The sequence below is a fragment of the Streptomyces longwoodensis genome (assembly GCF_001514125.1).
GTDB lineage: Bacteria > Actinomycetota > Actinomycetes > Streptomycetales > Streptomycetaceae > Streptomyces > Streptomyces longwoodensis.
In genome coordinates this window covers 256,133-281,653 of sequence record NZ_KQ948558.1, presented here as the reverse complement: position 1 = coordinate 281,653, position 25,521 = coordinate 256,133, and the positions used below count along the sequence as shown (strand labels likewise).

31 protein-coding genes are annotated in these 25,521 nt (G+C 73.9%); 19 read left to right on the top strand and 12 right to left on the bottom strand.

Going from position 1 to position 25,521, the window contains the following annotated elements; genetic code table 11:
* Positions 1-189: 189 nt before the first annotated feature.
* A complete protein-coding gene (locus AQJ30_RS25755; protein WP_107119702.1) occupies positions 190-1,707 on the bottom strand; it encodes an MFS transporter in 1,518 nt (505 codons plus the stop codon).
* A 232-nt stretch (positions 1,708-1,939) separates the two neighbouring features.
* On the opposite strand from AQJ30_RS25755, the gene AQJ30_RS25750 reads away from it, so the two are divergent.
* From AQJ30_RS25750 to AQJ30_RS39970, 5 genes are all read left to right on the top strand, one after another.
* Positions 1,940-2,209, top strand: coding sequence for a hypothetical protein (locus AQJ30_RS25750; protein ID WP_159052389.1), 270 nt, complete (start codon positions 1,940-1,942; stop codon positions 2,207-2,209).
* A 137-nt stretch (positions 2,210-2,346) separates the two neighbouring features.
* The gene (lexA, locus tag AQJ30_RS25745) at positions 2,347-3,072 is read left to right on the top strand and encodes a transcriptional repressor LexA (RefSeq protein ID WP_107119701.1); all 726 of its coding nucleotides are present in this window, start codon (positions 2,347-2,349) and stop codon (positions 3,070-3,072) included.
* Positions 3,073-3,146: 74 nt separating this feature from the next.
* The gene (locus tag AQJ30_RS25740; protein WP_067238540.1) at positions 3,147-3,494 is read left to right on the top strand and encodes a VOC family protein; all 348 of its coding nucleotides are present in this window, start codon (positions 3,147-3,149) and stop codon (positions 3,492-3,494) included.
* A 411-nt stretch (positions 3,495-3,905) separates the two neighbouring features.
* Positions 3,906-4,154, top strand: coding sequence for a DUF5133 domain-containing protein (locus tag AQJ30_RS25735; protein WP_067238715.1), 249 nt, complete (start codon positions 3,906-3,908; stop codon positions 4,152-4,154).
* A 166-nt stretch (positions 4,155-4,320) separates the two neighbouring features.
* Complete coding sequence (locus AQJ30_RS39970) at positions 4,321-5,541, top strand: TrbL/VirB6 family protein (protein ID WP_067238537.1); 1,221 nt, start codon at positions 4,321-4,323, stop codon at positions 5,539-5,541.
* Between the two features lie 285 nt (positions 5,542-5,826).
* Here the strand turns inward: AQJ30_RS39970 and AQJ30_RS25725 are convergent, their stop codons facing one another.
* Positions 5,827-6,279 carry a hypothetical protein gene (locus AQJ30_RS25725; RefSeq protein WP_067238535.1) on the bottom strand — a complete coding sequence of 151 codons (453 nt, stop codon included), beginning with the start codon at positions 6,277-6,279 and terminating at the stop codon, positions 5,827-5,829.
* Between the two features lie 193 nt (positions 6,280-6,472).
* On the opposite strand from AQJ30_RS25725, the gene AQJ30_RS25720 reads away from it, so the two are divergent.
* The 5 genes from AQJ30_RS25720 (at position 6,473) to AQJ30_RS25705 (ending at position 9,624) form a co-directional block, all read left to right on the top strand.
* Entirely contained in the window at positions 6,473-7,219 is a 747-nt protein-coding gene (locus tag AQJ30_RS25720; protein ID WP_067238532.1) for an SDR family oxidoreductase, read from the top strand.
* Positions 7,220-7,262: 43 nt separating this feature from the next.
* Entirely contained in the window at positions 7,263-7,703 is a 441-nt protein-coding gene (locus AQJ30_RS39540; protein ID WP_245727120.1) for an SDR family NAD(P)-dependent oxidoreductase, read from the top strand.
* Positions 7,703-8,062 (top strand): hypothetical protein, encoded by a 360-nt coding sequence (locus tag AQJ30_RS39535; protein WP_245727118.1) that lies wholly within the window; start codon positions 7,703-7,705, stop codon positions 8,060-8,062. Before AQJ30_RS39540 ends, AQJ30_RS39535 begins: the two co-directional genes overlap by 1 nt.
* A 49-nt stretch (positions 8,063-8,111) precedes the next feature.
* Entirely contained in the window at positions 8,112-8,726 is a 615-nt protein-coding gene (locus AQJ30_RS25710; protein ID WP_067238529.1) for a TetR/AcrR family transcriptional regulator, read from the top strand.
* Positions 8,727-8,841: 115 nt separating this feature from the next.
* Positions 8,842-9,624, top strand: coding sequence for a DUF899 family protein (locus AQJ30_RS25705; protein ID WP_067238527.1), 783 nt, complete (start codon positions 8,842-8,844; stop codon positions 9,622-9,624).
* Positions 9,625-9,714: 90 nt separating this feature from the next.
* Here AQJ30_RS25705 and AQJ30_RS25700 read toward each other — a convergent pair whose 3' ends face one another.
* Both AQJ30_RS25700 and AQJ30_RS25695 read right to left on the bottom strand, forming a co-directional pair.
* Positions 9,715-10,422, bottom strand: coding sequence for a B3/B4 domain-containing protein (locus tag AQJ30_RS25700; protein ID WP_067238524.1), 708 nt, complete (start codon positions 10,420-10,422; stop codon positions 9,715-9,717).
* Between the two features lie 82 nt (positions 10,423-10,504).
* Complete coding sequence (locus AQJ30_RS25695) at positions 10,505-11,152, bottom strand: FMN-binding negative transcriptional regulator (RefSeq protein ID WP_067238713.1); 648 nt, start codon at positions 11,150-11,152, stop codon at positions 10,505-10,507.
* Positions 11,153-11,301: 149 nt separating this feature from the next.
* On the opposite strand from AQJ30_RS25695, the gene AQJ30_RS25690 reads away from it, so the two are divergent.
* Positions 11,302-11,886, top strand: a complete 585-nt coding sequence (locus tag AQJ30_RS25690; protein ID WP_067238521.1) for a helix-turn-helix domain-containing protein — start codon at positions 11,302-11,304, stop codon at positions 11,884-11,886.
* 176 nt (positions 11,887-12,062) lie between these two features.
* Positions 12,063-12,794: a DUF3566 domain-containing protein gene (locus tag AQJ30_RS25685; protein WP_159052388.1), complete on the top strand. Its 732-nt coding sequence runs from the start codon at positions 12,063-12,065 to the stop codon at positions 12,792-12,794.
* 71 nt (positions 12,795-12,865) lie between these two features.
* Here the strand turns inward: AQJ30_RS25685 and AQJ30_RS25680 are convergent, their stop codons facing one another.
* The 3 genes from AQJ30_RS25680 to AQJ30_RS25670 form a co-directional block, all read right to left on the bottom strand.
* Positions 12,866-14,278: an oxygenase MpaB family protein gene (locus tag AQJ30_RS25680; RefSeq protein ID WP_067238711.1), complete on the bottom strand. Its 1,413-nt coding sequence runs from the start codon at positions 14,276-14,278 to the stop codon at positions 12,866-12,868.
* A gap of 98 nt (positions 14,279-14,376) precedes the next feature.
* On the bottom strand, positions 14,377-15,207 hold the full coding sequence (uppS, locus tag AQJ30_RS25675) for a polyprenyl diphosphate synthase (RefSeq protein ID WP_079084298.1): 831 nt from the start codon (positions 15,205-15,207) through the stop codon (positions 14,377-14,379).
* 172 nt (positions 15,208-15,379) lie between these two features.
* A complete protein-coding gene (locus AQJ30_RS25670; protein ID WP_211279114.1) occupies positions 15,380-16,387 on the bottom strand; it encodes an NADP-dependent oxidoreductase in 1,008 nt (335 codons plus the stop codon).
* A 137-nt stretch (positions 16,388-16,524) separates the two neighbouring features.
* Between AQJ30_RS25670 and AQJ30_RS25665 the strand changes: the two genes are divergently transcribed.
* Complete coding sequence (locus AQJ30_RS25665) at positions 16,525-17,121, top strand: TetR/AcrR family transcriptional regulator (RefSeq protein ID WP_067238514.1); 597 nt, start codon at positions 16,525-16,527, stop codon at positions 17,119-17,121.
* On the opposite strand, the gene AQJ30_RS25660 is transcribed toward AQJ30_RS25665, so the two are convergent.
* Positions 17,101-17,865 carry an alpha/beta fold hydrolase gene (locus AQJ30_RS25660; RefSeq protein WP_067238513.1) on the bottom strand — a complete coding sequence of 255 codons (765 nt, stop codon included), beginning with the start codon at positions 17,863-17,865 and terminating at the stop codon, positions 17,101-17,103. The two genes, AQJ30_RS25665 and AQJ30_RS25660, sit on opposite strands and share 21 nt — an antisense overlap.
* A gap of 63 nt (positions 17,866-17,928) precedes the next feature.
* On the opposite strand from AQJ30_RS25660, the gene AQJ30_RS25655 reads away from it, so the two are divergent.
* Both AQJ30_RS25655 and AQJ30_RS25650 read left to right on the top strand, forming a co-directional pair.
* Positions 17,929-18,402 (top strand): MarR family winged helix-turn-helix transcriptional regulator, encoded by a 474-nt coding sequence (locus AQJ30_RS25655; RefSeq protein WP_067238510.1) that lies wholly within the window; start codon positions 17,929-17,931, stop codon positions 18,400-18,402.
* Between the two features lie 86 nt (positions 18,403-18,488).
* Positions 18,489-19,031: a GNAT family N-acetyltransferase gene (locus AQJ30_RS25650; RefSeq protein ID WP_067238509.1), complete on the top strand. Its 543-nt coding sequence runs from the start codon at positions 18,489-18,491 to the stop codon at positions 19,029-19,031.
* A 98-nt stretch (positions 19,032-19,129) separates the two neighbouring features.
* Here the strand turns inward: AQJ30_RS25650 and AQJ30_RS25645 are convergent, their stop codons facing one another.
* Entirely contained in the window at positions 19,130-19,564 is a 435-nt protein-coding gene (locus tag AQJ30_RS25645; RefSeq protein ID WP_067238506.1) for a VOC family protein, read from the bottom strand.
* A 109-nt stretch (positions 19,565-19,673) separates the two neighbouring features.
* Between AQJ30_RS25645 and AQJ30_RS25640 the strand changes: the two genes are divergently transcribed.
* The 3 genes from AQJ30_RS25640 (at position 19,674) to AQJ30_RS25630 (ending at position 21,694) form a co-directional block, all read left to right on the top strand.
* The gene (locus tag AQJ30_RS25640; RefSeq protein WP_067238505.1) at positions 19,674-20,030 is read left to right on the top strand and encodes a MerR family transcriptional regulator; all 357 of its coding nucleotides are present in this window, start codon (positions 19,674-19,676) and stop codon (positions 20,028-20,030) included.
* A gap of 94 nt (positions 20,031-20,124) precedes the next feature.
* On the top strand, positions 20,125-21,144 hold the full coding sequence (locus AQJ30_RS25635; RefSeq protein WP_067238502.1) for an NADPH:quinone oxidoreductase family protein: 1,020 nt from the start codon (positions 20,125-20,127) through the stop codon (positions 21,142-21,144).
* Positions 21,145-21,289: 145 nt separating this feature from the next.
* A complete protein-coding gene (locus AQJ30_RS25630; RefSeq protein ID WP_067238500.1) occupies positions 21,290-21,694 on the top strand; it encodes an STAS domain-containing protein in 405 nt (134 codons plus the stop codon).
* 6 nt (positions 21,695-21,700) lie between these two features.
* On the opposite strand, the gene ku is transcribed toward AQJ30_RS25630, so the two are convergent.
* Complete coding sequence (gene ku, locus AQJ30_RS25625; RefSeq protein WP_067238497.1) at positions 21,701-22,879, bottom strand: non-homologous end joining protein Ku; 1,179 nt, start codon at positions 22,877-22,879, stop codon at positions 21,701-21,703.
* Between the two features lie 259 nt (positions 22,880-23,138).
* On the opposite strand from ku, the gene AQJ30_RS25620 reads away from it, so the two are divergent.
* Positions 23,139-23,885, top strand: a complete 747-nt coding sequence (locus AQJ30_RS25620; RefSeq protein WP_067238496.1) for a phosphotransferase family protein — start codon at positions 23,139-23,141, stop codon at positions 23,883-23,885.
* A gap of 135 nt (positions 23,886-24,020) precedes the next feature.
* Here the strand turns inward: AQJ30_RS25620 and AQJ30_RS25615 are convergent, their stop codons facing one another.
* Together AQJ30_RS25615 and AQJ30_RS25610 are read right to left on the bottom strand one after the other, a co-directional pair.
* Positions 24,021-24,572 carry a phosphatase PAP2 family protein gene (locus AQJ30_RS25615; RefSeq protein ID WP_067238493.1) on the bottom strand — a complete coding sequence of 184 codons (552 nt, stop codon included), beginning with the start codon at positions 24,570-24,572 and terminating at the stop codon, positions 24,021-24,023.
* Between the two features lie 71 nt (positions 24,573-24,643).
* On the bottom strand, positions 24,644-25,339 hold the full coding sequence (locus tag AQJ30_RS25610; protein ID WP_245727116.1) for an alpha/beta fold hydrolase: 696 nt from the start codon (positions 25,337-25,339) through the stop codon (positions 24,644-24,646).
* Between the last annotated feature and the right edge of the window lie 182 nt (positions 25,340-25,521).

The following is a 25,521-nucleotide window of genomic DNA, read 5'->3' as shown; positions in this document are numbered from 1 at the left end:
CCGTTTGCCCGGACGCGCGTCCTGGACCTGCGGCGACCCCGTCCCGGCACGGGTGCCCGCGGTGCCCCAATGCGCGTGTCAGGAAGATCGGATGTGCACCGGCACCGGCACCGTCAGGTGTCGTAGGGGAGTGTCGCGAGCGCCGGTCGTGCACCGGCACGGGTCCGTGCGGTGTGCCGAGGCGCGGGGTCAGGAGTGGCGGGCGTGCACCGGACTGTGCGCGACCTCGTCCGGGCAGGTGCCGCGGGAGGACTGCGCACGCCGGTCGTGCAGCCAGTCGTACGTCGCCAGCGCCAGCGAGGCCGCCATGCCGACGAGGCCGGTGCTCAACGCGGTGACGAGCGCCCCGCGGTAGTCGTGGCCGTGGCCCAGGACGACGTAGAAGAGGCCGGGCAGCGCGGCGGTGCCGACGGCCGCGCCGAGCCGCTGCCCGGTCTGCAGGGCGCCGCCCGCCGCGCCCGCCATGCGGACCGGGACGTCGCGCAGGGTCATGGTGATGTTGGGCGAGACGACGCAGCCGCTGCCCAGCCCGCCGAGGAACAGGACCGGGGCGGCGAGCCAGGGGGCGGTGTCCAGTGGCGCGAGGCGGAGCAGCAGGGCGGTGCCGCCCAGACCGAGGATCACCCCGGACAGCCCGCACACGGTCAGCAGCCGCCCGAACCGGTCGACCAGCCGGCCCGCGATCACCGCGGCGCAGGCCGAGCCGACGGCGAAGGGGGTCACCGCGAGTCCGGAACGCAGCGGCGAGAAGCCGAGGCCGTGCTGGTAGAAGAGCGCGAAGACCAGCCAGACGCCGCTGAATCCGATGAAGTACAGGGTGCCGACGCCCGCCCCGACGGCGTACCCGCGCACGGTGGTGAACAGCCGCGGGTCGAGCAGTGGCTGGGTGTCCCGGGCGACCAGGCGCCGCTGCCACCGCACGAAGGCGGCGAGGAGCGCGGCGCCGACGAGGAACAGCCACCACAGGCCGCCGAGGCCGCCGGAGTCGGCCTGCACCAGCGGGTACATCAGGGCGAGCACACCGAGGCCCAGCAGGAGGATGCCGGGCACGTCCACGTGTCCCCGTCCCGAGCGCTTCGTGCGGGGCAGCAGGCGGCGGCCGAGCAGGACGGCGAGGATGCCGATGGGGACGTTGACGTAGAAGATCCACCGCCAGCCCTGCGGGCCCGAGGCGAGGGCCAGGATGGCGCCGCCGGCCAGGGGGCCCACGGCGGAGGAGACGCCGACGGTGGCGCCGAAGAAGCCGAAGGCGCGGCCGCGTTCGGCGCCGCGGAACATCTGCTGGATGAGCGCCGAGTTCTGCGGGGCCATGAAGCCCGCCGCGAGACCCTGGGCCAGGCGGGCCACCACGAGCAGCGTGATGCTCGGGGCGGCTCCGCAGGCGGCGCTGAACAGCACGAACCCGCTCAGCGCGAGCAGGAAGATGCGGCGCCGGTCCAGGGCGTCGCCGAGGCGTCCCGCGGTGACCAGCGCGAGGGCGAAGCTCAGGGCGTACCCGGACACCACCCACTGCACCTGTGCGGGGGAGGCGTGCAGCTCACGCTGGATGGTGGGCAGGGCGACCGCCACGATCGTCACGTCGAGCAGGCTCATGAACCCCGCCACCAGGGTGACCCAGAGGGCCCGCCACCGGTGCGGGTCGGGCTGGTGGCCGTCGTCCCGGGCGCCGGGCTGCCCACCGTCCCCCGATGCCGTCGACGTGCTCACACCTGCTCCTCTCACCTGCTGGGACCCGGGCACCAGGTTCCCCCACAGGGCAGCGGCACACACCCGCACTCCCGGCGGGGAGTGCGGGAACCCCGACGTGGCTCCGGGGCGGCCCGAGGCGGCCACGAGCCGCACGCGAGGTGGCCGCCCATCTCGCGTGCGGCTTATATGAGGGAACAGACGCTTGCCGCGGACCACTCCTGACCCGAGCGACCCGGAAGGACGAGCTGCGTTGATATCCGCTGTGGTGATCCCCCTGCTCCTGCTCGCCGCGGTGTTCGCACCCGGCCTCTACGAGGACTGGAAGACCTACGCGCGCCGGACCCGGCTGCCCCTGCCTCCGGCCCGGCCGTCCCTGCGCACGAGGCTGCGCCACGCGACGGCGACGGGTGTCCGGCGCGGCGTGGCGTGGGCCGCCGAGCGGCGGAGCGGCGCCCGCCGACCCGTTCGGCGCACCCGGGAACACCGCCGACCCGCCTGGCGCACCCAGGGACACCGCTGAGTCAAAGGCGGCCCGCCCGACGCGCGCTGGGACCGCGGGAGCCCGCACGCGGCCCCGTTGGTCGAATCGGTGTTCCATTTGTGGAGGGAGGCAGGCTAAGGTCACACTCGGCGAGATCTTGTATGGAGGTGCCCGAAATGGAGAACAACGCGCCGGTACGCCGTGGGCGGCCGCCGGGCATCCGGCCTGTCGAGGGTCGGCTGACCGCTCGGCAGCAGGACATCGTCCGGTTCATCACGGCCACGGTGCAGCGCCAGGGCTACCCGCCGTCGATGCGCGAGATCGGCCAGGCCGTGGGGCTGGCCAGCACCTCCTCCGTCGCCCACCAGTTGATGGTGCTCGAACGCAAGGAAGTCCTGTACCGCGACCCGCACCGCCCGCGCGCCTACCGCGTCCGCGAAGCGGAACTCGCCGAACTGGCCGGTCTGTCGGAGCTCTCCGGCCTGTCCGAGCCCGCCCCGACCGCGGCCGAGCAGCCGAGCAGGTCGTCCGCCGTGGACGTGCCCCTGGTCGGCCGGATCGCCGCCGGCGTGCCGCTGCTCGCCGAGGAGATGGTCGAGGACGTCTACCCGCTGCCCCGCCAACTCGTCGGCGAGGGGGAGTTGTTCGCGCTGACCGTCTCCGGCGACAGCATGATCGAAGCGGCGATCTGCGACGGCGACATCGTGACCGTACGGCGCCAGGACAGCGCCGACCAGGGCGACATCGTCGCGGCCCTGCTGGAGGACGAGGCCACGGTCAAGGTGCTGCGCCGCCAGGAGGGCAGGGTCTGGCTGATGCCCCGCAACCCGGCCTACGACCCGATCCCGGGCGACGAGGCGCGCATCCTGGGCAAGGTGGTCGGGGTGCTGCGGGTGCTGTGAGGCACCGGCGGACCCGAAGAGGAGAAGCGCGTTGCCGTAGCCGTAGCCGTAGCCGTCGCCCGGAGGAGCCGTCCGTGGTCGTTCGCCGTGTCGTGCCCAACATCCCGTCCGACGCCGCGCAGGAGAGCCGCGCCTTCTACGGCCTGCTGGGTTTCGAGCAGGTCATGGACCTCGGCTGGATCACCACGCTCGCGTCCCCGTCCCAGCCGGCGGCACAGGTGAGCCTCATGGCGTACGACAAGACCGCGCCGGTGGTCCCGGACCTGAGCGTCGAGGTGGACGACGTGGACGCGGCCTACGCGGCCGTGCGGGGGGCGGGCGCGGAGATCGTGCACCCGCTGCAGGACGAGGAGTGGGGAGTGCGCCGCTTCTTCGTCCGTGACCCGAACGGCCGGGTGATCAACGTACTGGGTCACCGCTGAACCTTCCGTCCGGCGGTCCCCCGGGTGGTTCACCCGGACGGCCCAGCCTGGTCGGCGTCGGACGGGGCAGGCGCCCTTCCGAGAGGGACGTGTTCCTGTGCACGCCCCTCTCTTGTGGGTGTGCCGACGTGAATCTCCCCCCGAGCTCGACGGCACGCCCACGGTCATGTCCGGCCGGCCATCCCCGGCCATCCCCGGCCATCCCCGGCCCTCGGCCGGTCTCGCGGCCGAGAATGATCGTCGAAAGGCCAAAAGTATTCGGTATACGACTGTGAACCGCGGGCAGGCGTAGCAGTGTGCCCGGCGTTGTTCGGCGCCAAGGCGGTGGCCGCTGAAGTCCACTGCCACGGCCTGCTCCTGGCAGGAGTTCAGGGCCGGCGGGCGAGGTGTTTGCAGGGGAGAGGGATGGTCATGCTGCTTCCGGCCGAGAAGGAACTCCGTGCTGCGCTGGCTCGGTTCGCCCAGGCGCGAATCGAGCACGACCGGCGTCCCACGGGTGACACGAGCCGTGTGCTGGAGGACGCGACCTACACGCTGTGTGTGATGACGGGTGCCCGCACGGCCGACGACGCCCTGGCCGCGGCCGACGCGCTGCTGGACCGCTACTGCGTCAACCGCCGCAGCGCCGTCACCCAGGAGGAAGAGACGCTGGCGGCGTAACCGCACCTCACACGCGGAGGCCGCGCCGAGGGACCCCCTCGGCGCGGCCTCCGCGTGTGTGACCGTGCCGGCCGGCGTCCCTCGCGGCGGGCCGGTGGGCGAGCACCGAACCCCGAACCGGACCAGAATGAGCCGAAAGGTCCGGTCCGATCGCAAGGGTGCGGTGATGCACGACAACGCCGAGAGCGCAGCGGAAGAGCCCGAGGAGCCCGAGCCGTACGACGGGGAAGCCGAGCCCGAGTACGAGCTGGAGTACGACGAAGAATCCGAGCCGGAGGACGACGAGAGCGAGGGCGTCTACGACGAGGACGTCGACGCGGCGGAGGCCGCGGCCCCCCGGGCGGACCCCGACGTCTTCCTCGACGTCCCCCTGCTGAAGGTGGACGAGATCGACCTGGACGTCGAGGACCTGCGCGCCCACGTCTCCCTCCAGGCCGAGGTGCTGGACCTGCTCAAGCTCAACGTGGGCGCGGACGTCTCGCTCGGCCGCGTCCACCTCAACATCTCGGGCGTGGAGGCGCAGGCCCAGCTCAGGGTCCGCCTCGACAACGTCGCCACGATCATCAACCGCGTGCTCACCACGCTCGACCGCAACCCCGAGATCCTGCACGAGCTGGCCCGCGGGGTGGGCTCCGCCGTGCGGGACGTGGGCAGCGGAGCCCGCGTGGCCGTCGGTGAACTGGGCACCGGTGCCGGGGCGGCGGTGCAGGACGTGGGCCGGGGTGCCGGGGCCGCCGTCCAGGACGTGGGCCGGGGCGCCGGAGCAGCCGTGCAGGACGTCGGCCACGGCGTCGGCTCGGCGGCGGTGGACGTCGGCCGGGGCGCGGGCCGTGCCGTGGAGGACGTGGGCGGCGGCGCCGGCCGTGCGGTCCAGGACGTCGGCGGCGGCGCGGGACGGGCCGTCGGGGACGTCGGCAGCGGCGTCGGCCGGACCGCCGAGGAGGTCGGCGGGGGCGCGGGCCGCGCCGTCGAAGGCGTGGGCGGAGCCGCGCGGCGGACGGTCGCGGACGTCGGTGGCGAGGCCGGGCGCGTGGTCGGAGACGTCGCCGACGCCTCCACGGCCGCCGCCGGGACGGTCGGCGAGGAGGCCGTCGGCACCACCGGAAAGGTGAGCCGCAAGCCTGCGGGCGGCCCCGCGCGCCGTCGCTCCGAATTGACCGGCCGGAGGACCGCCTCGAAGGCGGCGGCGCCCGAGGCGGCGCCCAGGGCGGCGTCCAAGGCAGCGCACGCCGAGGCCGCGGACGAGCAGCCGGAAGAGGTCGTTCCCACGGAGGCGGAGCCGGAGACGCGGCCAGGCCCGCGCCCGCGCCGCAAGCGCACCCAGGACGGCGCACTCCCTCCGCGCCCACGCCGCCGCACCACCGGAGAAGCCGAGGAACCGCCCTGAACGACGGGTGCCGCAGCCCGGCAGCCGGAGCCGGCCGCCTGGGACATCGCGTTCGAGTCGACGGTCCGTGCCGACCGGCTGCGCTTCGAGGAGGAACCGTCGACGGACGTCCGCTTCCCCGGCACCGGCCGGCGGGACTCGACGAGCCACAGCGAACGGTCACGCCTGCCCCGGCCGGTCGAGCCGGGCCGTGACTACGACGACGTCACCGTGGCGTACCGCCTCGCGACCCGGATCACCGGCACCCCGGAGGGCGACCGCGACGGGCGGGCGTGAGGGTGAGGGTCAGCAGGCGTCGTAACGCCAGGCGTCGCCCTCCAGGGCCCACGGCTGTCCCTGCTGGTCGAACTTCGGCAGGCCGCTCACCTTGTAGCTGACCTGCGCCCGCGTGCCCGAGACCTTCGCGTGCACGTCCGTCGCCTGGTGGTCGGGGCCGTAGTCGGCGGCCGCCTCCGCGAGGACCGCCTTGTAGTCCGCGGGCGTCGTCGTCCCCTGGCAGCGCTTGGACAGCATGCCGTACGCCGTGTCGGCGTCGCCGGAGAAGTACGACGCGGTGTAGACGGCGATCGCGGCCTGGAGGTCGTCGTTCTCGTGCTCGGCCGGCACGCTCACCGTGGGCTCCGCCACGGGCGTGCCGCTGTCGCTGGCGGGCGCCGCGTCGTCGTCGGAGGACGAGCAGGCGGTCAGCGCGAGGAGCGCGGCGGCGGTGAGCGCGATGGCGGTGGTGCGGCTGTCCATGAGTCCCCCGTGAGCGTGCGGTGTGTCCGGTGGTCATGATGCCGCGCGGGGCCCGTCCGGTTCCGGGCGGGTGTGGGAGAGGCCGATCCGGTGTGCCCGGCTCCGGATTCTTGCCACCGAAGATATGGACGCGGCGTTCATATTCTGCTTATATGGACTCAGCGTTCATTTACGGCTCCGGAAGGGAACCCCCATGACCACCGCATCCAGCACCCCCCGCCGCGTCGCCCTCGTCACCGGCGGTTCCGGCGGCATCGGCCGGGCCGTCGTCGAGCGGCTCGCCGCGGACGGCTTCGCCGTCGCCGTGCACTACGCCGGGAACAAGGACAGGGCCGAGGCCCTCGTCGAGGAGATCGCCGCCGCCGGCGGCCGGGCCGTCGCGGTGGCCGGCGACGTGGCCGACGAGAAGGCCATGGAGGCCGCGTTCGACGCCGTCGAGGCGACGTTCGGCGGGGTCGACGTCATGGTGAACACCGCCGGGATCATGGTCCTGTCGCCGGTCGCCACCCTGGACCTCGACGACCTGGACCGGATGATCCGCACCAACGTCCGCGGTACCTTCGTCGTCTCCCAGCAGGCCGCCCGCCGGCTGCGCGACGGCGGCGCGATCATCAACGTCTCCACCTCCGTCACCCGCACCCAGCTGCCCACCTACGGCGGCTACGTCGCGAGCAAGGCCGCCGTCGAGGGCCTCACGCTGATCCTCGCGCGGGAGCTGCGAGGCCGGGACATCACCGTCAACACCGTCGCGCCCGGACCGATCGCCACCCCGCTCTTCCTCGAGGGCAAGGACGAGGAGACCGTCGCCGCCTTCAGCAAGGCCGCACCGCTGGAGCGCCTGGGCGAGCCCCGGGACGTGGCCGAGTCGGTGGCCTTCCTGGCCGGCCCCGCCCGCTGGGTCAACGGCCAGGTCCTGTTCACCAACGGCGGCCTCGCCTGACCCCACCGTCCGCACCCACGCCCGTACCCCCGGAGGGACCCCCATGTCATCCGTCGTCCTCATCACCGGCGCCGCCACCGGCATCGGCAACCTCACCGCCCGCGCCCTCGCCGCGGCCGGCCACACCGTCTACGCCAGCATGCGCGACGTGCGCGGCCGCAACGCCGCCCGCGCGGAGGAACTGCGCGCGCTCGGCCGCCGCGAGGGCCACGACCTGCGCGTCGTGGAACTCGACGTGCAGTCCGAGGCGTCGGCCGAGGCCGCCGTCGCGACCGTCCTGGACGAGGCCGGCCGGCTCGACACCGTCGTCCACAACGCCGGTCACCTCTACGTCGGTTACGTCGAGGCGTTCACCCCCGCACCACCTCGGTCGTCGTACCGCCGTTCCTCGGCCCGTACGTCGCCTCCAAGTCCGCCGCGGACGCGCTGGCCCAGGTCACCGCGTACGAGGTCGGACAGCTCGGCATCGAGACCACCGTCGTGATGCCGGGCCCCTTCACCCAGGGGACCGAGCACTTCCCCCACGCGAGCCGCGCCCACGACGACGCACGCACCCGCGCCTACGCCGCCCTGGACCCGATGGTGGCCCGCAACGAGGAGGCCACGGAAGGGCTGTTCCCGCCCGGTGCCGACGCGCACCCGCGGGCCGTCGCCGAGGAGATCGTCCGCGTCCTGGCCCTCCCGGCCGGCACCCGGCCCTTCCGCACGGTCGTCGACTTCAGCCAGGCCGGTGTCGAGGAGGTCAACGAGGTCCTGCGCCGCGCCCAGGAGGACTTCGTCACCCGGCTCGGCTTCGGCGAACTCCTCCACGTCAGGACCGCCCCGGCCCTGGGGACGCCGTAGGGCTTCCTAGACTGATCCGGTCCCGGCACCGAGCGAGGAGGAGGACACCGTGGCGAAGCAGGCCGAGGGCGTCGACGAACGCCCGGCCCGCGGGCGGGGGCGCCGCCCGGCCGACGAGGTCCGCGCGGATGTGTTCCGCGCGGTCGGCGAGGTGCTCCTCACCGAGGGGATCGCCGGCCTGACGTTCGAGCGGGTGGCCCGCCTGTCCGGTGTCAGCAAGACCACGCTCTACAAGTGGTGGCCCTCCAAGGGCGCCCTGGCCCTCGACGGCTACTTCCACGCCGTCGAGCAGACGCTCGCCTTCGAGGACACCGGCGACATCCGCGCCGACCTCCTCCACCAGCTGCGCGCCTTCGTGCGGATCATGACCACGACCCCGGCCGGCCGCGTGGTGACCGAGCTGGTCGGCCAGTCCCAGACCGACGAGGACCTGGCCACCGCCTTCCGCACGCTCTACTCCTCCGAACGCCGGCGCCTCGCGGGCGAACGCCTGGCCAGGGCCAGGGAGCAGGGCCAGATCAGGGCGGACGTCGACGTCCAGGTCCTGGTCGACCAGCTGTGGGGCGCGGTCTACCACCGCCTCCTGATCCCCGACGAACCGGTGACGGACGACTTCGTCGTCAGCCTGGTCGGCAACCTCTTCGACGGCATCGCGCGCACCTGAGGCGCGGTCGGCCCTTCCGGCGGCGATGAGTTCCGGTCGGCCCGGGAGTCCCCCCTCGTGACCGTCGTAGGGACGGTGTACGTCGCTGCCCGCAGCCGACACCCCGGAGGACACCATGACGAGCACCCCGGACCCCTCGACCAGCGCACTGCCCGGGCGTCCGCCCGTCGTCGACATCGCCACCTGGCGGGCCGAGCGGGCGGAGCTGCTGGTGCGGGAGAAGGCGCACACCCGGGAGGGGGACGCCATCGCCGCGGCCCGGCGGCGCCTGCCGATGGTGGAGTTCGACGGCGCCGTCGAGGTCGTCGGGGCCGACGGGCCCGTGCCGTTCCTCGACCTGTTCCAGGGGCGGGACGAACTGGTGGTCTACCAGCACATGTGGCACGACGGCGCCCCGCACCAGGGCCAGTGCGAAGGCTGCACCAACGCGGCCTGGCACCTCAGGGACGCCGTCTACCTCAACGCCCGCGGGGTGTCGTTCGCCGTCCTGACCACCGGCCGCTGGGAGGAGGTGGAGCCGTTCGTCGCGTTCATGGGCTACACCCAGCCCTGGTACTCGGTGCGCGACGTGCCCCCGCCGGTGGGCGGCGACATGGGGTACGTCTCCTGCTTCCTGCGCGACGGCGACCGCACGTTCCTCACGTACTCCACGACCGGCCGCGGCAACGAGGCGTTCAGCGCGACCTTCGCCCTGCTCGACATGACCCCGTACGGCCGCGGCGAGGCGTGGGAGGACAACCCCGAGGGCCGGTCGCTGGGCCACAAGCCGTGCTGGTACTGGCGCTCGGACGCCGACGGCAACCCCACCTGGGGCCCGACCAGCCGCCCGGTACCGCAGTGGACCCGCCCCGGCGCGACCCCCGTCGACACCCTGGGCCGCCGGGGGCCCCACCGCTGACGGTGACGGGCGACCGGCCCCGGTGATGCCCCTGGCCCCTCGGCCAGGGGCGGTCGGCCGTCGGCCCGTGCGCGAGGCCCGGACCGTGCGTCAGACGACGGCCTCCGGGCGGGCCGGGTCGAGATGGTGCACGGCCGTCGCTCCCGCGTGCGGGGCGAGCAGGGTCCGCAGTTCCTCGGCCGCGGCCCGCAGGAGGTCGCCGTCGCGCTCGGCGTGCAGGGTCTCGAGGGCGAAGACCACGTGGGTGGAGTCCTCGGTGACCCGGGTGCGGTGGGTGTCGCGGTGGTTCCAGTGGCGGGTGAGGACACCGGCCGCGTCGACGTAGACGACTTCGCCAGGCCTGGGGTGCTCCACGGTGTCCGGTTCACCGAGCGGGGTGAAGGCCTCGGTGCCGTCCGCCGGGCGGATCACGACGTCCCCCTCGACCCGGTCGAGGTCGAACGCGCCCGCGGGCAGGCCGTGCCGGACGGAGACGGCGTTGTAGGAGTCGACGGCCGGGTTGATCCGGGGCAGCGACCCCTTCTTCGCGAGGCGGCGGCCGAGCGCGTCCACGCTGGGCCGGACGCGACGGGGGTTGGTGCCGAAGGAACGGTAGGCGGTGTGCCAGGCCTCGATGCGCGGGTCGGTCTCGTCGGCGGGGGCCCAGCTGCCGTCGGCCAGGCGCCGTTCCAGGTCCTCGACGGCGGTGGCGGTCAGCGGCCAGGGTTCCCGGCCGCGCAGGCCGGTGGCGGTGACGAGGGCGATGAGGGTGCCGGGGAAGGCGTCGGCGACGGCGGTGCCGAGGCGGAAGGCGGGCATGGGGGCGTTCCGTTTCCGTGCGGGTCGGAGGTGTGGGGGAGTCCGAGCGGGGGCGGGCAAGTCGCGGGTGCGGCGCGGCGGTTCAGGGCGTCCAGGGGCCGATACGGTCCAGGCGGCGGCGCTGTTGGCGGGCGGCGGGTCCGTCGAGGCCCCGGTCGCGGGCGGTGAGGTGGTCGGCGACCGCGGCGCGGTGCTCGACGGGCTTGTGGTCGTCGTACTTGAACTTGGCCAGCACCTCGGTGACGTCCAGCCGCAGCCCGCGGATGCCGGACAGCATCCGGCCGTACGGGGGCCGGTCCGCGGCGACGGGGGCGTGGTCGCCGTCCGGCTGGAAGTGGGCGAGCTGGCGGCGCAGCAGGTCGGCCTTGTCCTCCGGGTCGTCGACGACGTGAGCCCGGCAGGTGAACCGGACGGCCGAGTAGTAGCTGGTCGGCACGCCATCGGCCGGCGGGGTGTCCGCCGGGGCGCGCCAGGGGCCGGGTACGAAGGCGTAGTCGCCGATGACCGTCAGCACGACGTCCGGGTCGTGCTCGATCGCCGCCCAGACGGGGTTGGGACGGGCGAGGTGCACGAGGAGCCGTGGCCCGTCGCAGGTGAAGTGGGTGGGGACGGTGTGCGGCGGCCGGCCCGGCGTCCCGTTGACGACGAGCAGCCCGAAGTCGTGGCCGTCGGCGATCCAGCTCTGCCACTCGGCGTCGTCCAGGCTCGCGTCCCAGGGGTGAACCAGCATGCCGTGCTCCTCCGTACCGTCCATCCCGTACGATCCAACCGAACGACCGGACCGTACATCAGACCGACCGCCGCCTGTCAATCGAACGACCGGGCGGTCCAGTGGAGTGATCCGGAACGATCCATCCAGGACCGAGGAGGGATGACCAGGTGGCGGAGACGGCCGCGGCGCTGCGGACGGTCGCGCACAACGTCCGGGCGGCGCGCACCCGGGCGGGCCTGTCGCTGGAGGAGCTGGGCCGGCGGGCCCAGGTCAGCAAGGGCGCGCTGGTGGCACTGGAGAAAGCACAGGGAAACCCCAACCTGGCCACCCTGGTCCGGCTGGCCGACGCCCTCGGCCTCCCCGTGTCCGCCCTCATGCAGGGACCGCCCGAGGGCCGCGTCCGCGTGGTGGCCGCGGACGCCGTGGCGCCGCTGTGGACGGGGGAGCGGGGGAGCGAGGCACGGCTGATGCTCACGACCTCGGGTCCGGCCCCGGTCGAGGTGTGGCGCTGGCGGCTGGAACCGGGGGAGGAGTACCCGAGCCACCCGCACCAGGCCGGGGTGGTGGAGACCATCAGTGTGACCGCCGGCCGGATGACCTTGCTCGTCGACGGCACGGAGCACGCCGTGGCAGCGGGGCAGACGGCCACCTTCGACGGCAGCGCGTCCCACACGTACCGCGGCGCGGGCACGGAGACCTGTCACCTCGTCATGACCGTCCACCTGCCGCCGGGGCCCGCCTCCGCGACCTGAACCGCCTCGTCGGCGGACACGGGGCACGGGCGCCTGTCCTCGGGCCCGCCCACACGGAGGACCCGGGGCCGGCGGCGCCGTGGCCCGGGATGCGGGACCCGGCGCTCGCACCTACCGTCGAAGCGTCCCGCCGGTGAAGAGGTCGGGCTGGGGCGTCGACACGGGAGGAGACCGGCATGGGCCGCGCCAAGAGCGCCCGCGGTAGGAACACGCGCAGGCAGCCGAAGGGATCCGGCGCCCGGCCCTCCCCCCACGGCGGCCAGGAGCCGCCCGGTACGGCGGTCCCGGCCGCACCGGCTCCCCGGGTCGCCCCTCCGGCCCAGGTGGCCCGGTCGGCGCAAGTCGCCTCGGGCGTACGGGTGATGGCTCCCGAGACGGCTGTCCAGGCCGACCCGTTCCCGGTCCAGGACCCTGCCCCGCCCCTCGCGTCCCCGAGCGGGGCGACCCCCCACCCCTCCCGGCCCGGCCGGCAGCTGACGCAGGTCGACCTGTGGTCGGTGGCGGCCACCAGCGCCCTGGTGTGTCTCGCCCTGGGCGTGTGCCTGGCGGTGGCCGCCTCCCTCACCTGGGTGGTGATCGACTTCCTCAACCCCAAGCCGGAGGCGGGACCTTCGCCCGTCTGGGGACTGACCTTCCTCACCGTCACCCTCATGGTCGAGGTGCTCCTCGGGACGGCCCTGGCCACCGCCGCCGCCTACTTCTACAACCTCGCCTCCCGCTGCACCGGCGGCGTGCACCTGAAGGTGCGGGACACCGAGGGGCCCAGCGCCGTGGAGGTCAGGACCCTGCGGGAGTACCGGCGCCTGCGCACCACCCTGCACCGGTACGCCGCCGCCCGCCTGCGGCCCGCCACCCCCGTCGGCGTCCAGGTGCGGCAGGTCGCGGGCGTCCAGGGCGCCGAGCACTGACGGTCCGGCACCGCGGGGTTCCACGCCGGAGGCGGTCGGGCCCCACTTCCGTGCCGGTGCCGCCGGGCGCCTCACGCCTGGGCGAGCAGCGGGTCGTACGGTGACGAGCGGCGCCGGCCGGTCATGAACGACACGAAGTCCTTCACGAAGGCGCTGCGCGAGTACGTCGTCCCGGAGGCCGCCGTGTCACGGTGGAAGGCGGTGCGGAACAGGGCGCGGTACTCCTGCGCGTCGATGGTCTGGTTGCCGTCCTTGTCGGTGACGTCGAAGAGGACCTCCGCCACCTTGATCAGCGCCGGCCCCGCCAAGGACGGTACGGCGGCCGCGTACTCCTGGGCGCTCACCCGGCCGTCGCCGTCGGTGTCGAGGGCGGCCTGGAGTTCCCGCCACCACGCGGCGAAGGCGTCGTAGAGCCGGTTCTCCTCGGGCTCGTCCAGGTCCAGGCGGGTGGACAGCTCGCGGGCCATGGCGGCCAGGTCGGGCCAGTCGAGGTAGCCGTTGCCGGTCTGGTCCAGCACCTCGGCGAAGAACTCCTCCGCGTCACGCCGCTGTCCGCCGTCCGCCGCCGTCGGCTCCGGCTCGGGGGGCAGGGGACTGATCAGCCGGATGAGGGCACCGGCCCGGTGCATCGCGTCACGCAGGGCGGTGACCGTGCGGGCGCGCGGGTCGTCGCTGCCCGGGGAGAGGGCGAGCAGGTCGGTGATGGCCTCGGGCCTGCGCCAGCTCTCGGGCAGGACGCGGGTCAGGCCGGCGGCCAGGTAGGCGCCCTGCATCAGGGTCTGGGCGCCGGGGAGTTCGGGCAGCCCGGCGCGCCGGCGGAAGGGCTCGGGCAGCGACGCCACGGTGACCGCTCCGACGACCGGGCCGACGACGGCACGACCCGCCGCCCACAGGGTGGGCAGTCCGTTCAGCAGGGCCGGCGCCGGGAGGTGGTCGAACAGCTTGTAGAGGACGATGCGCATCGCCTCGGTGTTCTCGAGTTCCTCCTCGACGATCCGGTCGTAGTAGCGCCAGAAGTCGGTGAGCGAGGCCGGGAGGTGGTCGGCGTGCCCCTCCAGCGCGGCGAGGAACCCGCGGAACTCCTCGTACAGGCGCTCCATCACGTCCTGTTCGAGGGGCTGGCCGCTGAGCCGGCACATCGTCACGGTGCTCTCGAACAGGGTGGCGACCACCCACGCCCGTACGGCGGGGTCCATCGCGTCGTACGGGCGGTGCCGGTCGTCGGCGCCGCTCATGCGGGCGTGCAGGCGGTTGAGCCGCTGCGCCTCCCGCTGCCGGGCCTGCTCGTCCGCGCCCCACATGCGCTGCAGGCTCACGAGGGTGTTGCGCAGCCGCCGCCAGGGGTGCGTGACGAACGTGGAGTTGTCGATCAGGGCGGCGCCGACCTGGGGGTGTGCGGCCTCCAGGACGGTCGCCCGGATCATGGCCAGGGCCCAGCGCGGGTCGTGGAAGAACTCGTGGAACTCCGAATGGGGTCCGAACAGCGGGTGGGTCGCCTCCCCTGCCGTGCGGCCCGACGGTCCGCCGTCGTGGTCCGCCGTGGGGGCACCGGGGCTGTCGGGGGAACCGTCGTCTGCGTGGGTCACGTTCGGTCTGCTCCGTTCTGGTGCTGGTGGGGGGGCTGGTCCGGGGTGGGGCCCTGGGGCCGGCCGCGGCCGGGACCCTGGCCCCGGTCCTGTCCCGGCCCCTCGCCCGGGCCCTCGCTCTGTGCGGGCACGACGCCGCCGAAGCGCCGCTCGCGCCGCTGGTAGGTGTGCAGGCAGTCGAGGAAGTGCGCGGCGCGGAAGTCGGGCCACAGCACCTGCGGGAAGACCCACTCGGCGTAGGCGACCTGCCAGAGCATGAAGTTGGAGATGCGCTGTTCGCCGGAGGTCCTGATGACCAGGTCGACGTCGGGGGTGTCGGGGAAGGGCAGGTGCGCGGCGAAGCTCTCCTCGGTGACGGTCTCGGCGGGGACGCCGCTGCGGATCAGGGACCGCGCGGCAGCCACGATGTCCCGGCGCCCGCCGTGGTCGAAGGCGACGGTCAGCGTCATGCCGCGGTTGTCCCGCGTGAGGGTCATCAGGTCGGCGAAGTCCCGCGCCAGCGGCTCGGGCACGCGCGGGTCACCGACCCCGAGGAAGCGGCAGCGGATGCCGCGTGCGTGCAGCAGCGCCGCGTGCTTGCGGACGACGCGGCGCACCAGCTGCATGAGGAAGCCGACCTCCGTGCTGGGACGGCTCCAGTTCTCGGTGGAGAACGCGTACAGGCTGAGCCATCCGACGCCGGCCGAGCGGGCCGCCTCGATCACGTCGATCACCGCGGCCTCGGCCGCGCGGTGCCCCGACGTCCGGGGCAGGGACCGCTGCGCGGCCCAGCGCCCGTTGCCGTCCATCACGCAGGCGACGTGCCGAGGCGTCCTGCGCACACTCATGACCGCCCCCCATGACGACGACACCGCAGCTCACCGCCCTGCTGCGGTCACTTCCCCCAGGGTGCCAGCGCCGGTGGGGGCAGCCGGCCCGCCCGGAGACAGTTCACCCGTCGCACGTCTGTCCGGGGTGATCGCCCGGCGGTCCGGCGGGAGGGGTTCAGGCGGGAGGGGCTCAGGCGACCGTGAGGACGATCTTGCCCCGGATGTGGCCCCGGGCGGCGCGCTCGTGAGCCGACCGGGCGTCCGCGAGCGCGTACGTGCTGTCGATCGCCACCCGGACCGTCCCGGCGTCCAGCAGCCGTCCCAGCTCGGCGAGTTGGGCACCGCTCGAGCGGACCTGGGCGCTGGAGACCGTCACGCCGAGCGCGGCGACCTCCGCCTCGTCGAAGACCCCGGGCAGGACCGGGAACAGGGAGCCGCCGCGCCTGAGCGTGCGCAGGAACCGCCGGCTGTCGGGGCCGCCGACCGCGTCGAGCACGAGGTCCACGTCGTCCACGAGGTCCTCGGGACGCTCCTTGGTGTAGTCGAGGAACCGGTCGGCGCCGAGGTCGCGCAGGAACGACGCGTGGCCGCCCGACGCCACGGCGACGACCCGGGCGCCCTTCCACTTGGCCAGCTGCACGGCGAAGTGCCCCACACCGCCCGCGGCACCGTTGACGAGCACGGTCGTGCCCGCGTCGAGCCGCGCCGGACGGTGCGGTGCGTCCTGGAAGGGGGAGGGGTGGTCGTGTCCCACGTCGATCAGGAACTGCCACGCCGTGAGCCCGGCCATGGGTGCCCCGGCGGCGTGCACGTGGTCGACGCCGGCCGGCTTGCGCGCCAGGTGCGCGGCGGGCGCGGCCACGTACTCGGCGTACGCGCTGCCCTCGAAGCTGGGGAAGCGCAGCAGTCCGAACACCTCGTCGCCCACGGCGAGGCCGTCCACGTCCGCGGCCACGGCCGCCACGACGCCCGACACGTCGGTCCCGGGGACCACGGGCAGGGTGACCGTCACCTCCGTACCGGGCACGGTGGTCAGCCCGTTGCGAAGGTGCCAGTCGGGGGGATTGACGCCCACCGCGTGCACCCGCACGAGCACCTCGCCCGGCCCGGGCTCCGGGATCGGCACGTCCTCGTACTGCAGCACCTCGGGGCCGCCGTGGGCGTGGAGCCGGACGGCCTTCATGGTGGCTGTCGACATCGTTTCCTCCTGCACGGGATACGGGGATACGCTCATCCGGATCGGCGGTCCATATAAGTGAACCACTGATCCGAATATATGGACCACTGATCCGGATAGCAAGAGGGCTCGCGAGGGCCCAGGAGGGACGGGGAGCGATGCGCGCCGACGCCAGGAAGAACCGCGACCACGTGCTCGCCGTGGCGGGCAGCGCCATCGCCGAGCAGGGTGTGGAGGTGTCGCTGCGGGACATCGCGCGCCGGGCCGATGTCGGGCTCGCGACCCTGCTGCGTCACTTCCCGACGCGCGAGGCGCTGCTCGACGCCCTGCTGCGGGCCGAATTCGACGAAATGACCGCTAAAGCGGGGGAGTTGGAGGAGTCGGCCTCACCCGAGGACGCCCTCGTCTTGTGGGTGCGGGACTGCGTGGCCTGGACGACGGAGTACCGGGGCGCAACCGTGCTGATGGCCGCCGCGATCAAGGACCCCGACTCCGCGCTCCACGCCTCGTGCGTCACCCTGCGCGCGGCGGGCGCCCGGCTCCTGCACCGCGCGCAGGAAGCGGGCGTGGCGCGCCACGACATCGACGGCGACGACCTGTTCGCGCTGATCGCCATGCTGGCGTGGCTGGGTGACCAGCCCGCGCTCGCGCCCCGGGCCGGCCGGCTCTTCGACGTGGTGGCGGGGGCGGTGCTGGAGGGTGCGGCGAGGGTCGGCCCGGCCGCGTCCGGCGGATCAGGGGCGGGTCGGGGCTGAGCGGGCGGCGAACCCGTCGAGGAGTGCGAAGGTGCGCTCCGGCTGTTCGAGGTGGGGCAAGTGGCCTGCCTCGGCGACGAGTTCGAACCGGGCCTGCCGGAACGACGCGGCGTACGCCCTGCCGTAGGCCGGTGTCACGATGCGGTCGCTCTCTCCCCACAGGACGAGGGCGGGCACGACCACGGCCGCGAGGCGGGCCCGGAGCGTGGGGTCGCTCATGGCGGGTCCGCCGGAGTAGAGGCGCAGGCTCGCCATGTTGCCCTGGACGACAGCCCGTTGTTCGGCCGGCACGGTCGCCGGGTCGCGGTAGAAGCGGTCCGGGTCGTGGTAGGCGTGCTCGGCCACCCCTCGCGCGTCCAGGGCGAAGAAGTCCTGGACCGGTGCGTCGGCGACCTCGATGCCGACCGCGTCGACCAGGGCGACCCCGCTGATCCGGCTCCCGGTGTCCATGGTCGCCATCTCGGCGGCGATCCACCCGCCGAGCGAGGAGCCGACGACCAGGACGTCGGACAGGTCCCGCTCGTGCAGCAGGTCGAGGTAGGCGGCGGCCAGGTCGGCGACGCGGAGGAAGTGCTCGGGCCGGGGCGTGCCGTTCCAGCCCGGGTGGGTGGGGAGCAGCACGGGCGCGGTGGCCGCGAAGTGCTCCGCGAGGGGAGCGACGGTGGCGGGGCCGCCCCCACCGTGCAGGACGAGGACGGGGCGGCCGGCGGCGGGGCCGTGGGAAGTGAGCGTCAGTGGAGTCATGCCGGCGACAGTAACTAAGGATGTTTAATTAAGCAAGCTTAGTCGAGGTGTTAGCCTGACCCCATGGCCGTTGAACTGCAGATCCTCGGACGGGCCGTGAAGGCTGTCCAGTACCGCCAGCACCGGGCGCTGGACAGCCGGCTCGCGTCCGTCGGCAGCACGCTCGCGCAGTGGGACGCGCTGCGCGCGATCAGCCGGACGCCGGGTGCCAGTGCGCGGGAGCTGGCCGCAGCCACGTTCCAGAGCGAGCAGGCGTTCGGCACGCTCGCCGGACGGCTGGTGGCCCAGGGGCTCGTGGACCGCCGCCCCGGGCGCGGTCGCCGCATCGAACACCACCTCACCCCCGAAGGGGAACGGCGCCTGGAGGCCGGCCACGAGGTCGCGGACGCGGTGCTCGCCGAGTGCTTCGGAGTGCTGACGGCGGCTGAGCGGGAGGCGCTGTTGGAACTGCTGCGCAAGATCGAGGGCGGCGCGCAGCAAGGCGCCGGAACGTCGCAGGACGCCGGGACGTCGCCGGTGCGGGCGCCGGGGAGCTGACGGCCGGAGCCCGGGCCGAGCGGCGGCCCTCACCCGCCCGCCCGGTTATCCTGCCTCGTTCGCACCGGCCAGGGAGGTCCCCCAGCATGAGCAGCACCGCGTCCCCGTTCCCCGAGCGCATCCGGCTCACGGGGGAGGGCCTCGTCCTGCGGGACTGGACGGAGGCGGACGTGCCGGCGATGCCGGCGCTGTTCGACCACCCCGACATCGCGTACTGGACCCCGATCGTCTCCCCGTTCGACGAGGAGGCCGCGTGGGCCCGCCTGGACCGGGACCGGCACCTGCGCGCGGACGGCACCGCCATGCTGCTCGCGGTCACCGTCGACGGCGGCGCACCCCTCGGCGAGGTGATGCTGCGACGCGCCCCCGAGGGCACCGAGCTCGGCTACGCGATCGGCCCCGCGCACCGCGGGCAGGCCCTGGCGGTCCGCGCGGTGCGCGTCATGGCGGCGTACGCCTTCGAGGAACTGGGCGCGGACCGGGTCGTCCTGGAACTGGAGGCGGAGAACGCGGCGAGCGTCGCGGTCGCCACCAAGGCGGGCTTCCAGCTGCTGGACGTACCGCTGATCAGGGGCGAGGAGAAGGGCCGGCCGTTCGCCCTGCAGACCTGGGGGCTGGACCGCGACTGAGGGCGGGAGAAGGCCGACCGGACCGCGACCGAGGGCGGGTAAAAGCCGACCGGGCGCCGCTGAGCGCGCGCGACGCCCGGTCCGGAGGGGCTGCCCGCCTAGTCCAGGCAGAACTCGTTGCCCTCGACGTCCTGCATCACCAGGCAGGACTCGTTGTTCTCGTCGGCCAGGAGGAGCTGGAAGCGGGTGGCGCCGAGGGCCACCAGGCGGGCGCACTCGGCCTCCAGCGCGGCCACGCGCTCGTCGCCGACCAGGCCCGTGCCGACGCGCACGTCGAGGTGCACCCGGTTCTTGACGACCTTCCCTTCGGGCACCCGCTGGAAGTACAGCCGCGGGCCCACCCCCGTCGGGTCGCTGCACGAGAACGACGCACCCCGCTCCTCGGGCGGCAGCGAGGCGCTGTACGCGTCCCAGGTCGTGAACCCCTCCGGCGGTGACGGCGGGACGTATCCCAGGACTTCGCACCAGAAGCGGCCGACGCGCTCGGGCTCCGCGCAGTCGAAGGTGACCTGAACCTTCTTGATCGTTGCCATCCGGCCACCGTAGCAGGGGGATTGGGGCGGGCGACTCTCCTTTTCCGGGGCGCTCGCCGCGTCCGCGGGGGCCGGAAGACCCGGCGGCGCAGGGGTGTTGTCACCGGACATGAGGATCGGTGAGGCCTCCCGGGTCAGTGGCGTGAGCGCCAGGTCGTTGCGGTACTACGAGGACGAGGGGCTGATCGTCCCGGGACGCCGCGGCAACGGGTACCGCGACTACTGCGGGTCCACCCTCGACCGGGTCCGCGTCATCCGCTCCCTGCTGGAGTCCGGGCTGCCCCTGCGGCTGGTCCGGGACGTCCTGCCGCACCTCGCCGTCGGGCAACCGGAGGCGGTGTGCGCGGAGTTCGTGCGGGAGGTCGAGCGCTACCGCGACGGGCTGGCGGCGCGCATCGCCGGGCTCGAGGAGCAACGCGCGGCCCTTGACGCCTACCTGCGGGGCGTGCGGAGGGCGGCGCGGTGACGGGGGTGCGACGGGCGACATCGTGACCGTCAAGGAGGGAGCCGCGGCCCCGACTTGACCTTCACGCGGGTGTCAGGGTCCTACGGTGCGCCCCATGAGCAGCGACGAGTGGCGGCGGCAGGCCGCAGAGCAGACGGTACGGGCCCTGGTCCAGCACTCCCACCGGGGACCGCAGGACCTGACCCTGACGACCCGGCTGCCGTGTCCCACGGCGGGACCCGGCGAGTACCTGGTCCGGGTGGGCGCCGCCGGGGTCAACTTCGCGGACGTCATGCAGAGTCACGGCACCTACGGATCCGGCCCGCAGCCACCCTACGTCGCGGGCTTCGAGGCCGCCGGTGAGATCGTGGGGGTCGGCCCGGACGTCGACGGGGCCCTGCCCCTCGGCACCCACGTCGTCGGGACCGGGCCGGGCGCCTTCGCGCAGTACATGACGATGCCGGCCGGGGGCGTGCTCCCCGTCCCCACGGGCTGGAGCGACGCCGCCGCGCTCGGTCTGGTGCTCAACTGGGCCACCGCGCTGGCCGCGTTGAAGCCGTTGGGTGAGGTGCGGGCCGGCGACGTGGTGCTCGTCCACGCGGCGGCAGGCGGCGTGGGGCAGGCGGCTGTCCGCCTTGCCCGGCACTACGGCGCGCGCGTGATCGCCACGGCGTCACCGGGCAAGCACGACACGGTCCGGGCGCTCGGCGCCGACGAGGTGCTGGACGGCGCGCGGCCCGACCTGGCCGAGGAGGTCGTCCGCCGGACCGGCGGCGTCGATCTGGTCCTGGAGTCGGTGGGACGCGCCACGTTCCGGGCGAGCCTGGCGGTCACGAAGCCGTTCACCGGGCGCGTGGTGGTGTTCGGTGCCGCGTCCGGCGACGTCACCCTCAGCACACATGACCTGGTCTTCACGCATCAGGTGCAGATCAAGGGCCTGCACATCGGCGCGCTGGCGACGGCGGCCCCCGCCCTCTACCGGTCCCTGCTCGACGACCTCACCGTGCTCATCGCCCGGGGCGTCTACCCGCCCGGGACCCCCCGGGTCCACCCGCTGGCCGACGGGCCGGAGGTGCTGCGGCGGCTCGCGGCGGGCCGGACCCGAGGCAAGCACGCCCTCGATCCCTGGAGCTGAGCAGCTCCACGGTACCGGGTGCAACGGGCGAAGTGCCGGGTATCCGCCAGAATGAGGGGGCCGTGGTGCCCGAGCGCGGACATCGCGCCCGCCGCCACCGGAACGACGGTTAGGGTGAGGCGGACCGAGTACGAGAGGAGGCCTGGTGGAACTGCGCCTGATCGACCGCAGCGACGACCTCGTCGTCGCGGCCCTGCCCGACGACGTCGACCTGTTCACCAGCTCCGACGTCCGCGCCGCGGGCGAACGCCTGCTCGACGAGGGCTGCCGCTACCTGGTCCTCGCCGCCTCGCCGGACCTCTTCATCGACTCCAGCGGCCTCACCGTGCTCCTGACCTTCTGGCACCGCCTGAACGACACCGGGGGCGCGCTGGTGCTGGCCGTGCCCGACGAGCACCTGCGCTGGCGCATGAACATCCTGGGCCTCGACTCGGTCCTGCCGATCACCGTGACCCTCGACGAGGCCGTCACCCGCGCCCACCGGCTCCGCGACACGCCGCAGCGGCCCGAGCAGCCGGTGCGGCGCATCAGGGACGCGGAAGGCGCCTGACGCGGGTCAGGCGGCGCTCTTCTTGCGGCGGGTGCCGCCGCGGGCGAGGGCGTCGACGAGCTCGTCGCGGCTCATCTTCGACCGGCCGGGGACGTTCTGCTCGGTGGCGCGCTCGTACAGCTCGGCCTTGCTCAGCTTGCGCAGCTCGCTCTTGGTGCCGGGGGTGCGGCCGCGGGCCCGCGCCGAGGCGGCACCGGCTGTGCGGGGCGGGGCCTGGCGGCGCGTGGGGGTCTTCGCCGGTGCCTTCTTCTTCGCGCCGGACGCCGCCCGGCCGGCCTTGCGCCCGCCGCTCTTTCCGCTCTCGTCGCGGGCCGGCTCCTGTCCGTCGCGGCCGTCGCGGCCGTCGCGCGCGTCGCGCTTGCCGTTCCCGGCGCGGTCGGCCCGGTCGGGCCGTCCGGCACGGCCCGACCGGGCGGACTCGAGGCTGCCCTCCAGGACCTGCATCAGGTCGATGACGTTCGTCGCCTGCGGCGGCTCCTCGCCCCCGGTGATCTCCTCACCCTCAGCCTTGGCCCTGACCAGCTCGCGCACCTTCTCCTGGTAGGTGTCCCGGTAGCGGGACGGCTCCCAGTCGGTGCTCAGGGCGTCGACCAGCTGGAGCGCCATGTCCATCTGCTTGCCGCGCCCGGCGCGTGACGAGGGCAGCTCGGGCAGCTCCTGTTCCGGGTCGCGGACCTCGTCCGCCCAGTGCAGGGTCTGCAGCACCAGCACCGAGTCCTCGGCGCGCAGGGCGGTCAGGTACTGCTTGTTGCGCATGACGAAGGTGGCGATGCCGACCTTGTCCGCCTCGGCCAGGGCCGCCCGCAGCAACTCGTAGACCTCGGTGTACTCCTTGCCGCGCGGCGCGACGTAGTACGTGCGGTCGAAGTAGACCGGCTCGATGCGGTCCAGGTCGACGAAGTCGCTGATGTCGATGGTCTTCGAGCGGCCCGGGGCGATCTCGTCCAGCTCGTCGGGCTCGACCACGACGTACTGGCCGTCGTCGACCTCGTAGCCCTTGACGATGTCCTTGAACTCGACCTCGTCGCCGGTGCGTTCGTTCACCCGCTTGGTGCGGACGCGGTCCGACGTACCGCGCTGGAGCTGGTGGAAGTGAACCGCGTGGTCCTGGGTGGCGGTGTACAGACCGACGGGCACGGTGACGAGTCCGAACGTGATGACACCTGTCCAGATCGCCCGAGCCATGCCGCCACTCCCTCCTGTCCGCCCGTCCCGGCCGCGGGTGTGCCGTGACCGCCCCGCAGCCGGCGCGGGTGCCTGCGTCCCTCCACGCTCGCACCCGCGCCGCGCCCCCGCGCGCCGGGCCGCCCGAACGGTGGTGGACCGCCGTACAGCCGGCCGAACCGGCACCGAGGCCGCCGCTACGGCGGCACGCGGTCGGCCGCGTGTCCGCAGGTGACAAACCCGGCGACGTCGGCGATCGTCCCCGGGATACTGGTCGCCCATGGATGAGGTCCAGGTCGTCGTCGCCCACGCCGAGCGCGCGACGCTGCGCGTCGGTGACGTGTTCCTGAAGGTGGACGCCGATCAGGCGCGCCTGGACGTCGAGGTCGAGGCGATGTCCCTCGCGCCGGTGCCGACCCCGCGGGTCCTGTGGCGCAAGCCGCCCGTGCTCGCGACCGCCGCACTTCCGGGGACGACGCTCGGGCGCCTCGGCGGGCCGGTGACCGGGTCGCCGGCGGCGTGGGCCGCGGCGGGTGCCGCCCTCCGGAAGCTGCACGACGCGCCGCTGCCGTCCTGGCCCGGCCGGGCCGGCCGGAGCATCGACGCGCTGGCGGAGGAGCTGGCCGACGAGTGCGACCTGCTGGTGAGGAACGGCGTCCTGCCGGCCGACCTGGTCAGCCGCAACCGCCGGGTCGCCGAGGGCGCGCTGCGGCCGTGGACTCCCGCGTTCACGCACGGCGACCTCCAGATCGCGCACGTCTTCGTGGACGGCGACGAGGTCACCGGCATCATCGACTGGTCCGAGGCGGGCCAGGGGGACGCCCTGTACGACCTCGCCACCTTCGTGCTCGGACACGAGGAGCACCTCGACGACGTTCTCGCCGGCTACGGCACCGACGTCGACCGCGACGTGATGAACGGGTGGTCGTCGTTGCGGAGTCTGTTGGCCGTCCGCCCCCTGATCGAGCAGGGCTTCGACCCCTTCGCGCCCGGCTGCGAGGTCGACGCGCTGAGAGCCCGCATGTGAGGCCGGTCGTCGGCGGGCGACGGCGCGGAGTCACCAGGGTCGGCACGCAACGACCCCGACTCTCCGCAGGGGAACGGAGAACCGGGGCGTGTGGGACGGGCAAGTGCGCGGTCGAACGCGGGAGTTGCGATGCCGTCAGTGCAAGGCCCGGCGCCGCAGCAGGTGCGGAACGCGGTGGATGAGCCAGGCGGTGGCCAGGCCGACGGCGGCGCCGCCCACGACGTCGCTGGGGTAGTGGGCGCCGCTCTGTACCCGTTCGACGGCGACCGCTGCCGCCGGTACCGCGCACAGGGCGCCGGCCGACGGCCACACCGGTGCGACGGCCGCGGTGAACGCCACGGCGGCCGCGGTGTGCCCGGAGGGGAAGGACGAGGAGTCCGGGCGGTCCTCGACCTCGTCGTGCGGGATCCACTCCTTGGGCGGCCGGCGCCGACCGGTCACCTGCTTGCACACCCCGTTGGACACCAGCTGCGCCACCACGACCGCGGCGATGCCCGCGGCTGCCGCCCTGCGACCGCGCCGGCCGCCCCGCCACGCCATCACCCCGGCCGCGCCGCACCACAGCTTCGTGCTCTCCGCGGCCTCCTCGACCGCCGACAGCACCTTCGCCACCTCGGCCGGGATGCGGGAAGCCGCGGTCTTGGTCAGGGTCCGGTCGTTCTCGCGCACTTGGTCCAAGAGCCTCATGCAGTGCCGGTACCCCAGGTCAGCGGCTTGCACCAGAATCGATTCCCCGGTGGGGGCGGGTCAGGCGTTCGTCAGAGCGTCAGCGGATCGGTGGCCGCGTAGCTGGCGCCGGCCAGGTCGGAGGGCGGTGCGTCCTGGTCCAGGAGCCCGGCGACCAGCGTGGCGACGGTGCGGTGCCAGAGGCCGGAGCGGCGGAGCATGGCGTGGTCGCCGTCGCGGACGACGATCATGCCGGCCCGGGCTCCGGCCGCCCGCGCCCGCTGCACGTAGTCCGCGGAGGCGCGGGGGCTGGTCACCCGGTCGCCCGCGCCGTGGACGACGATGGCGTGCTTCCCGCTCAGTTGACCGGCCGGTTCCCCCGGCGGGAGCCAGGGCGCCAGCGCGAGGACGCCGCGCACCTGCGGGTGGGAAGCCGCCCGCAGAGCCGCCCTGCCCCCCATGGAGTGGCCGATGAGAACGGTCGGTACCGCGCCGATGGTCTGCCGCAGTTCGTCGAGCGCGCGGCAGGCGTCGTGCACAGGATCGTCGTGGTTCCAGCCACGGTGGCGGTAGCGCACGTGTGCCAGGACGACGTCGTCGAGTGACGTGGCGGATGCCGCCGCGCGCAGGACGGGGCGCATCCTCAGTGCCGCCAAGTGCCAGGGCCGCGACGTCTGGTAGCTGTCCGTCCGTCCCCCGTGCAGGGTGATGATCGCGGCACGCGGCTGCCGCGGGCAGCGCCGCAGCCACAGCGCCGACGTAGCCGGCTGACCGTCATGGTGTCGCACGCTCGACACCATCCCTTCCTCTCCTGGGCCGACACCGCACGTCCGTGTGCCCGTTCGGTCGGGCGGTGCGGTCGGCGGTCGACCAGGTAACCCGTGGTCAACCGCGTAATCCGGAGCGGAACAGCGGGCGGATTGGTCCGAAATCTTTTTTCACCTGATCAGGTCTGCGACCAATCCGCCGC

Excerpts from the sequence above, each read along its gene's own strand:
- lexA (WP_107119701.1), top strand. The coding sequence starts at position 2,347 with ATGGAGAACAACGCGCCGGTACGCCGTGGGCGGCCGCCGGGCATCCGG.
- AQJ30_RS25735 (WP_067238715.1), top strand. The coding sequence starts at position 3,906 with ATGCTGCTTCCGGCCGAGAAGGAACTCCGTGCTGCGCTGGCTCGGTTC.
- AQJ30_RS39970 (WP_067238537.1), top strand. The coding sequence starts at position 4,321 with ATGCACGACAACGCCGAGAGCGCAGCGGAAGAGCCCGAGGAGCCCGAG.
- AQJ30_RS25725 (WP_067238535.1), bottom strand. The coding sequence starts at position 6,279 with ATGGACAGCCGCACCACCGCCATCGCGCTCACCGCCGCCGCGCTCCTC.
- AQJ30_RS25720 (WP_067238532.1), top strand. The coding sequence starts at position 6,473 with ATGACCACCGCATCCAGCACCCCCCGCCGCGTCGCCCTCGTCACCGGC.
- AQJ30_RS39540 (WP_245727120.1), top strand. The coding sequence starts at position 7,263 with ATGTCATCCGTCGTCCTCATCACCGGCGCCGCCACCGGCATCGGCAAC.
- AQJ30_RS39535 (WP_245727118.1), top strand. The coding sequence starts at position 7,703 with ATGCCGGGCCCCTTCACCCAGGGGACCGAGCACTTCCCCCACGCGAGC.
- AQJ30_RS25705 (WP_067238527.1), top strand. The coding sequence starts at position 8,842 with ATGACGAGCACCCCGGACCCCTCGACCAGCGCACTGCCCGGGCGTCCG.
- AQJ30_RS25700 (WP_067238524.1), bottom strand. The coding sequence starts at position 10,422 with ATGCCCGCCTTCCGCCTCGGCACCGCCGTCGCCGACGCCTTCCCCGGC.
- AQJ30_RS25695 (WP_067238713.1), bottom strand. The coding sequence starts at position 11,152 with ATGCTGGTTCACCCCTGGGACGCGAGCCTGGACGACGCCGAGTGGCAG.
- AQJ30_RS25685 (WP_159052388.1), top strand. The coding sequence starts at position 12,063 with ATGGGCCGCGCCAAGAGCGCCCGCGGTAGGAACACGCGCAGGCAGCCG.
- uppS (WP_079084298.1), bottom strand. The coding sequence starts at position 15,207 with ATGAGTGTGCGCAGGACGCCTCGGCACGTCGCCTGCGTGATGGACGGC.
- AQJ30_RS25670 (WP_211279114.1), bottom strand. The coding sequence starts at position 16,387 with ATGTCGACAGCCACCATGAAGGCCGTCCGGCTCCACGCCCACGGCGGC.
- AQJ30_RS25665 (WP_067238514.1), top strand. The coding sequence starts at position 16,525 with ATGCGCGCCGACGCCAGGAAGAACCGCGACCACGTGCTCGCCGTGGCG.
- AQJ30_RS25660 (WP_067238513.1), bottom strand. The coding sequence starts at position 17,865 with ATGACTCCACTGACGCTCACTTCCCACGGCCCCGCCGCCGGCCGCCCC.
- AQJ30_RS25655 (WP_067238510.1), top strand. The coding sequence starts at position 17,929 with ATGGCCGTTGAACTGCAGATCCTCGGACGGGCCGTGAAGGCTGTCCAG.
- AQJ30_RS25650 (WP_067238509.1), top strand. The coding sequence starts at position 18,489 with ATGAGCAGCACCGCGTCCCCGTTCCCCGAGCGCATCCGGCTCACGGGG.
- AQJ30_RS25645 (WP_067238506.1), bottom strand. The coding sequence starts at position 19,564 with ATGGCAACGATCAAGAAGGTTCAGGTCACCTTCGACTGCGCGGAGCCC.
- AQJ30_RS25640 (WP_067238505.1), top strand. The coding sequence starts at position 19,674 with ATGAGGATCGGTGAGGCCTCCCGGGTCAGTGGCGTGAGCGCCAGGTCG.
- AQJ30_RS25635 (WP_067238502.1), top strand. The coding sequence starts at position 20,125 with ATGAGCAGCGACGAGTGGCGGCGGCAGGCCGCAGAGCAGACGGTACGG.
- ku (WP_067238497.1), bottom strand. The coding sequence starts at position 22,879 with ATGGCTCGGGCGATCTGGACAGGTGTCATCACGTTCGGACTCGTCACC.
- AQJ30_RS25620 (WP_067238496.1), top strand. The coding sequence starts at position 23,139 with ATGGATGAGGTCCAGGTCGTCGTCGCCCACGCCGAGCGCGCGACGCTG.
- AQJ30_RS25615 (WP_067238493.1), bottom strand. The coding sequence starts at position 24,572 with ATGAGGCTCTTGGACCAAGTGCGCGAGAACGACCGGACCCTGACCAAG.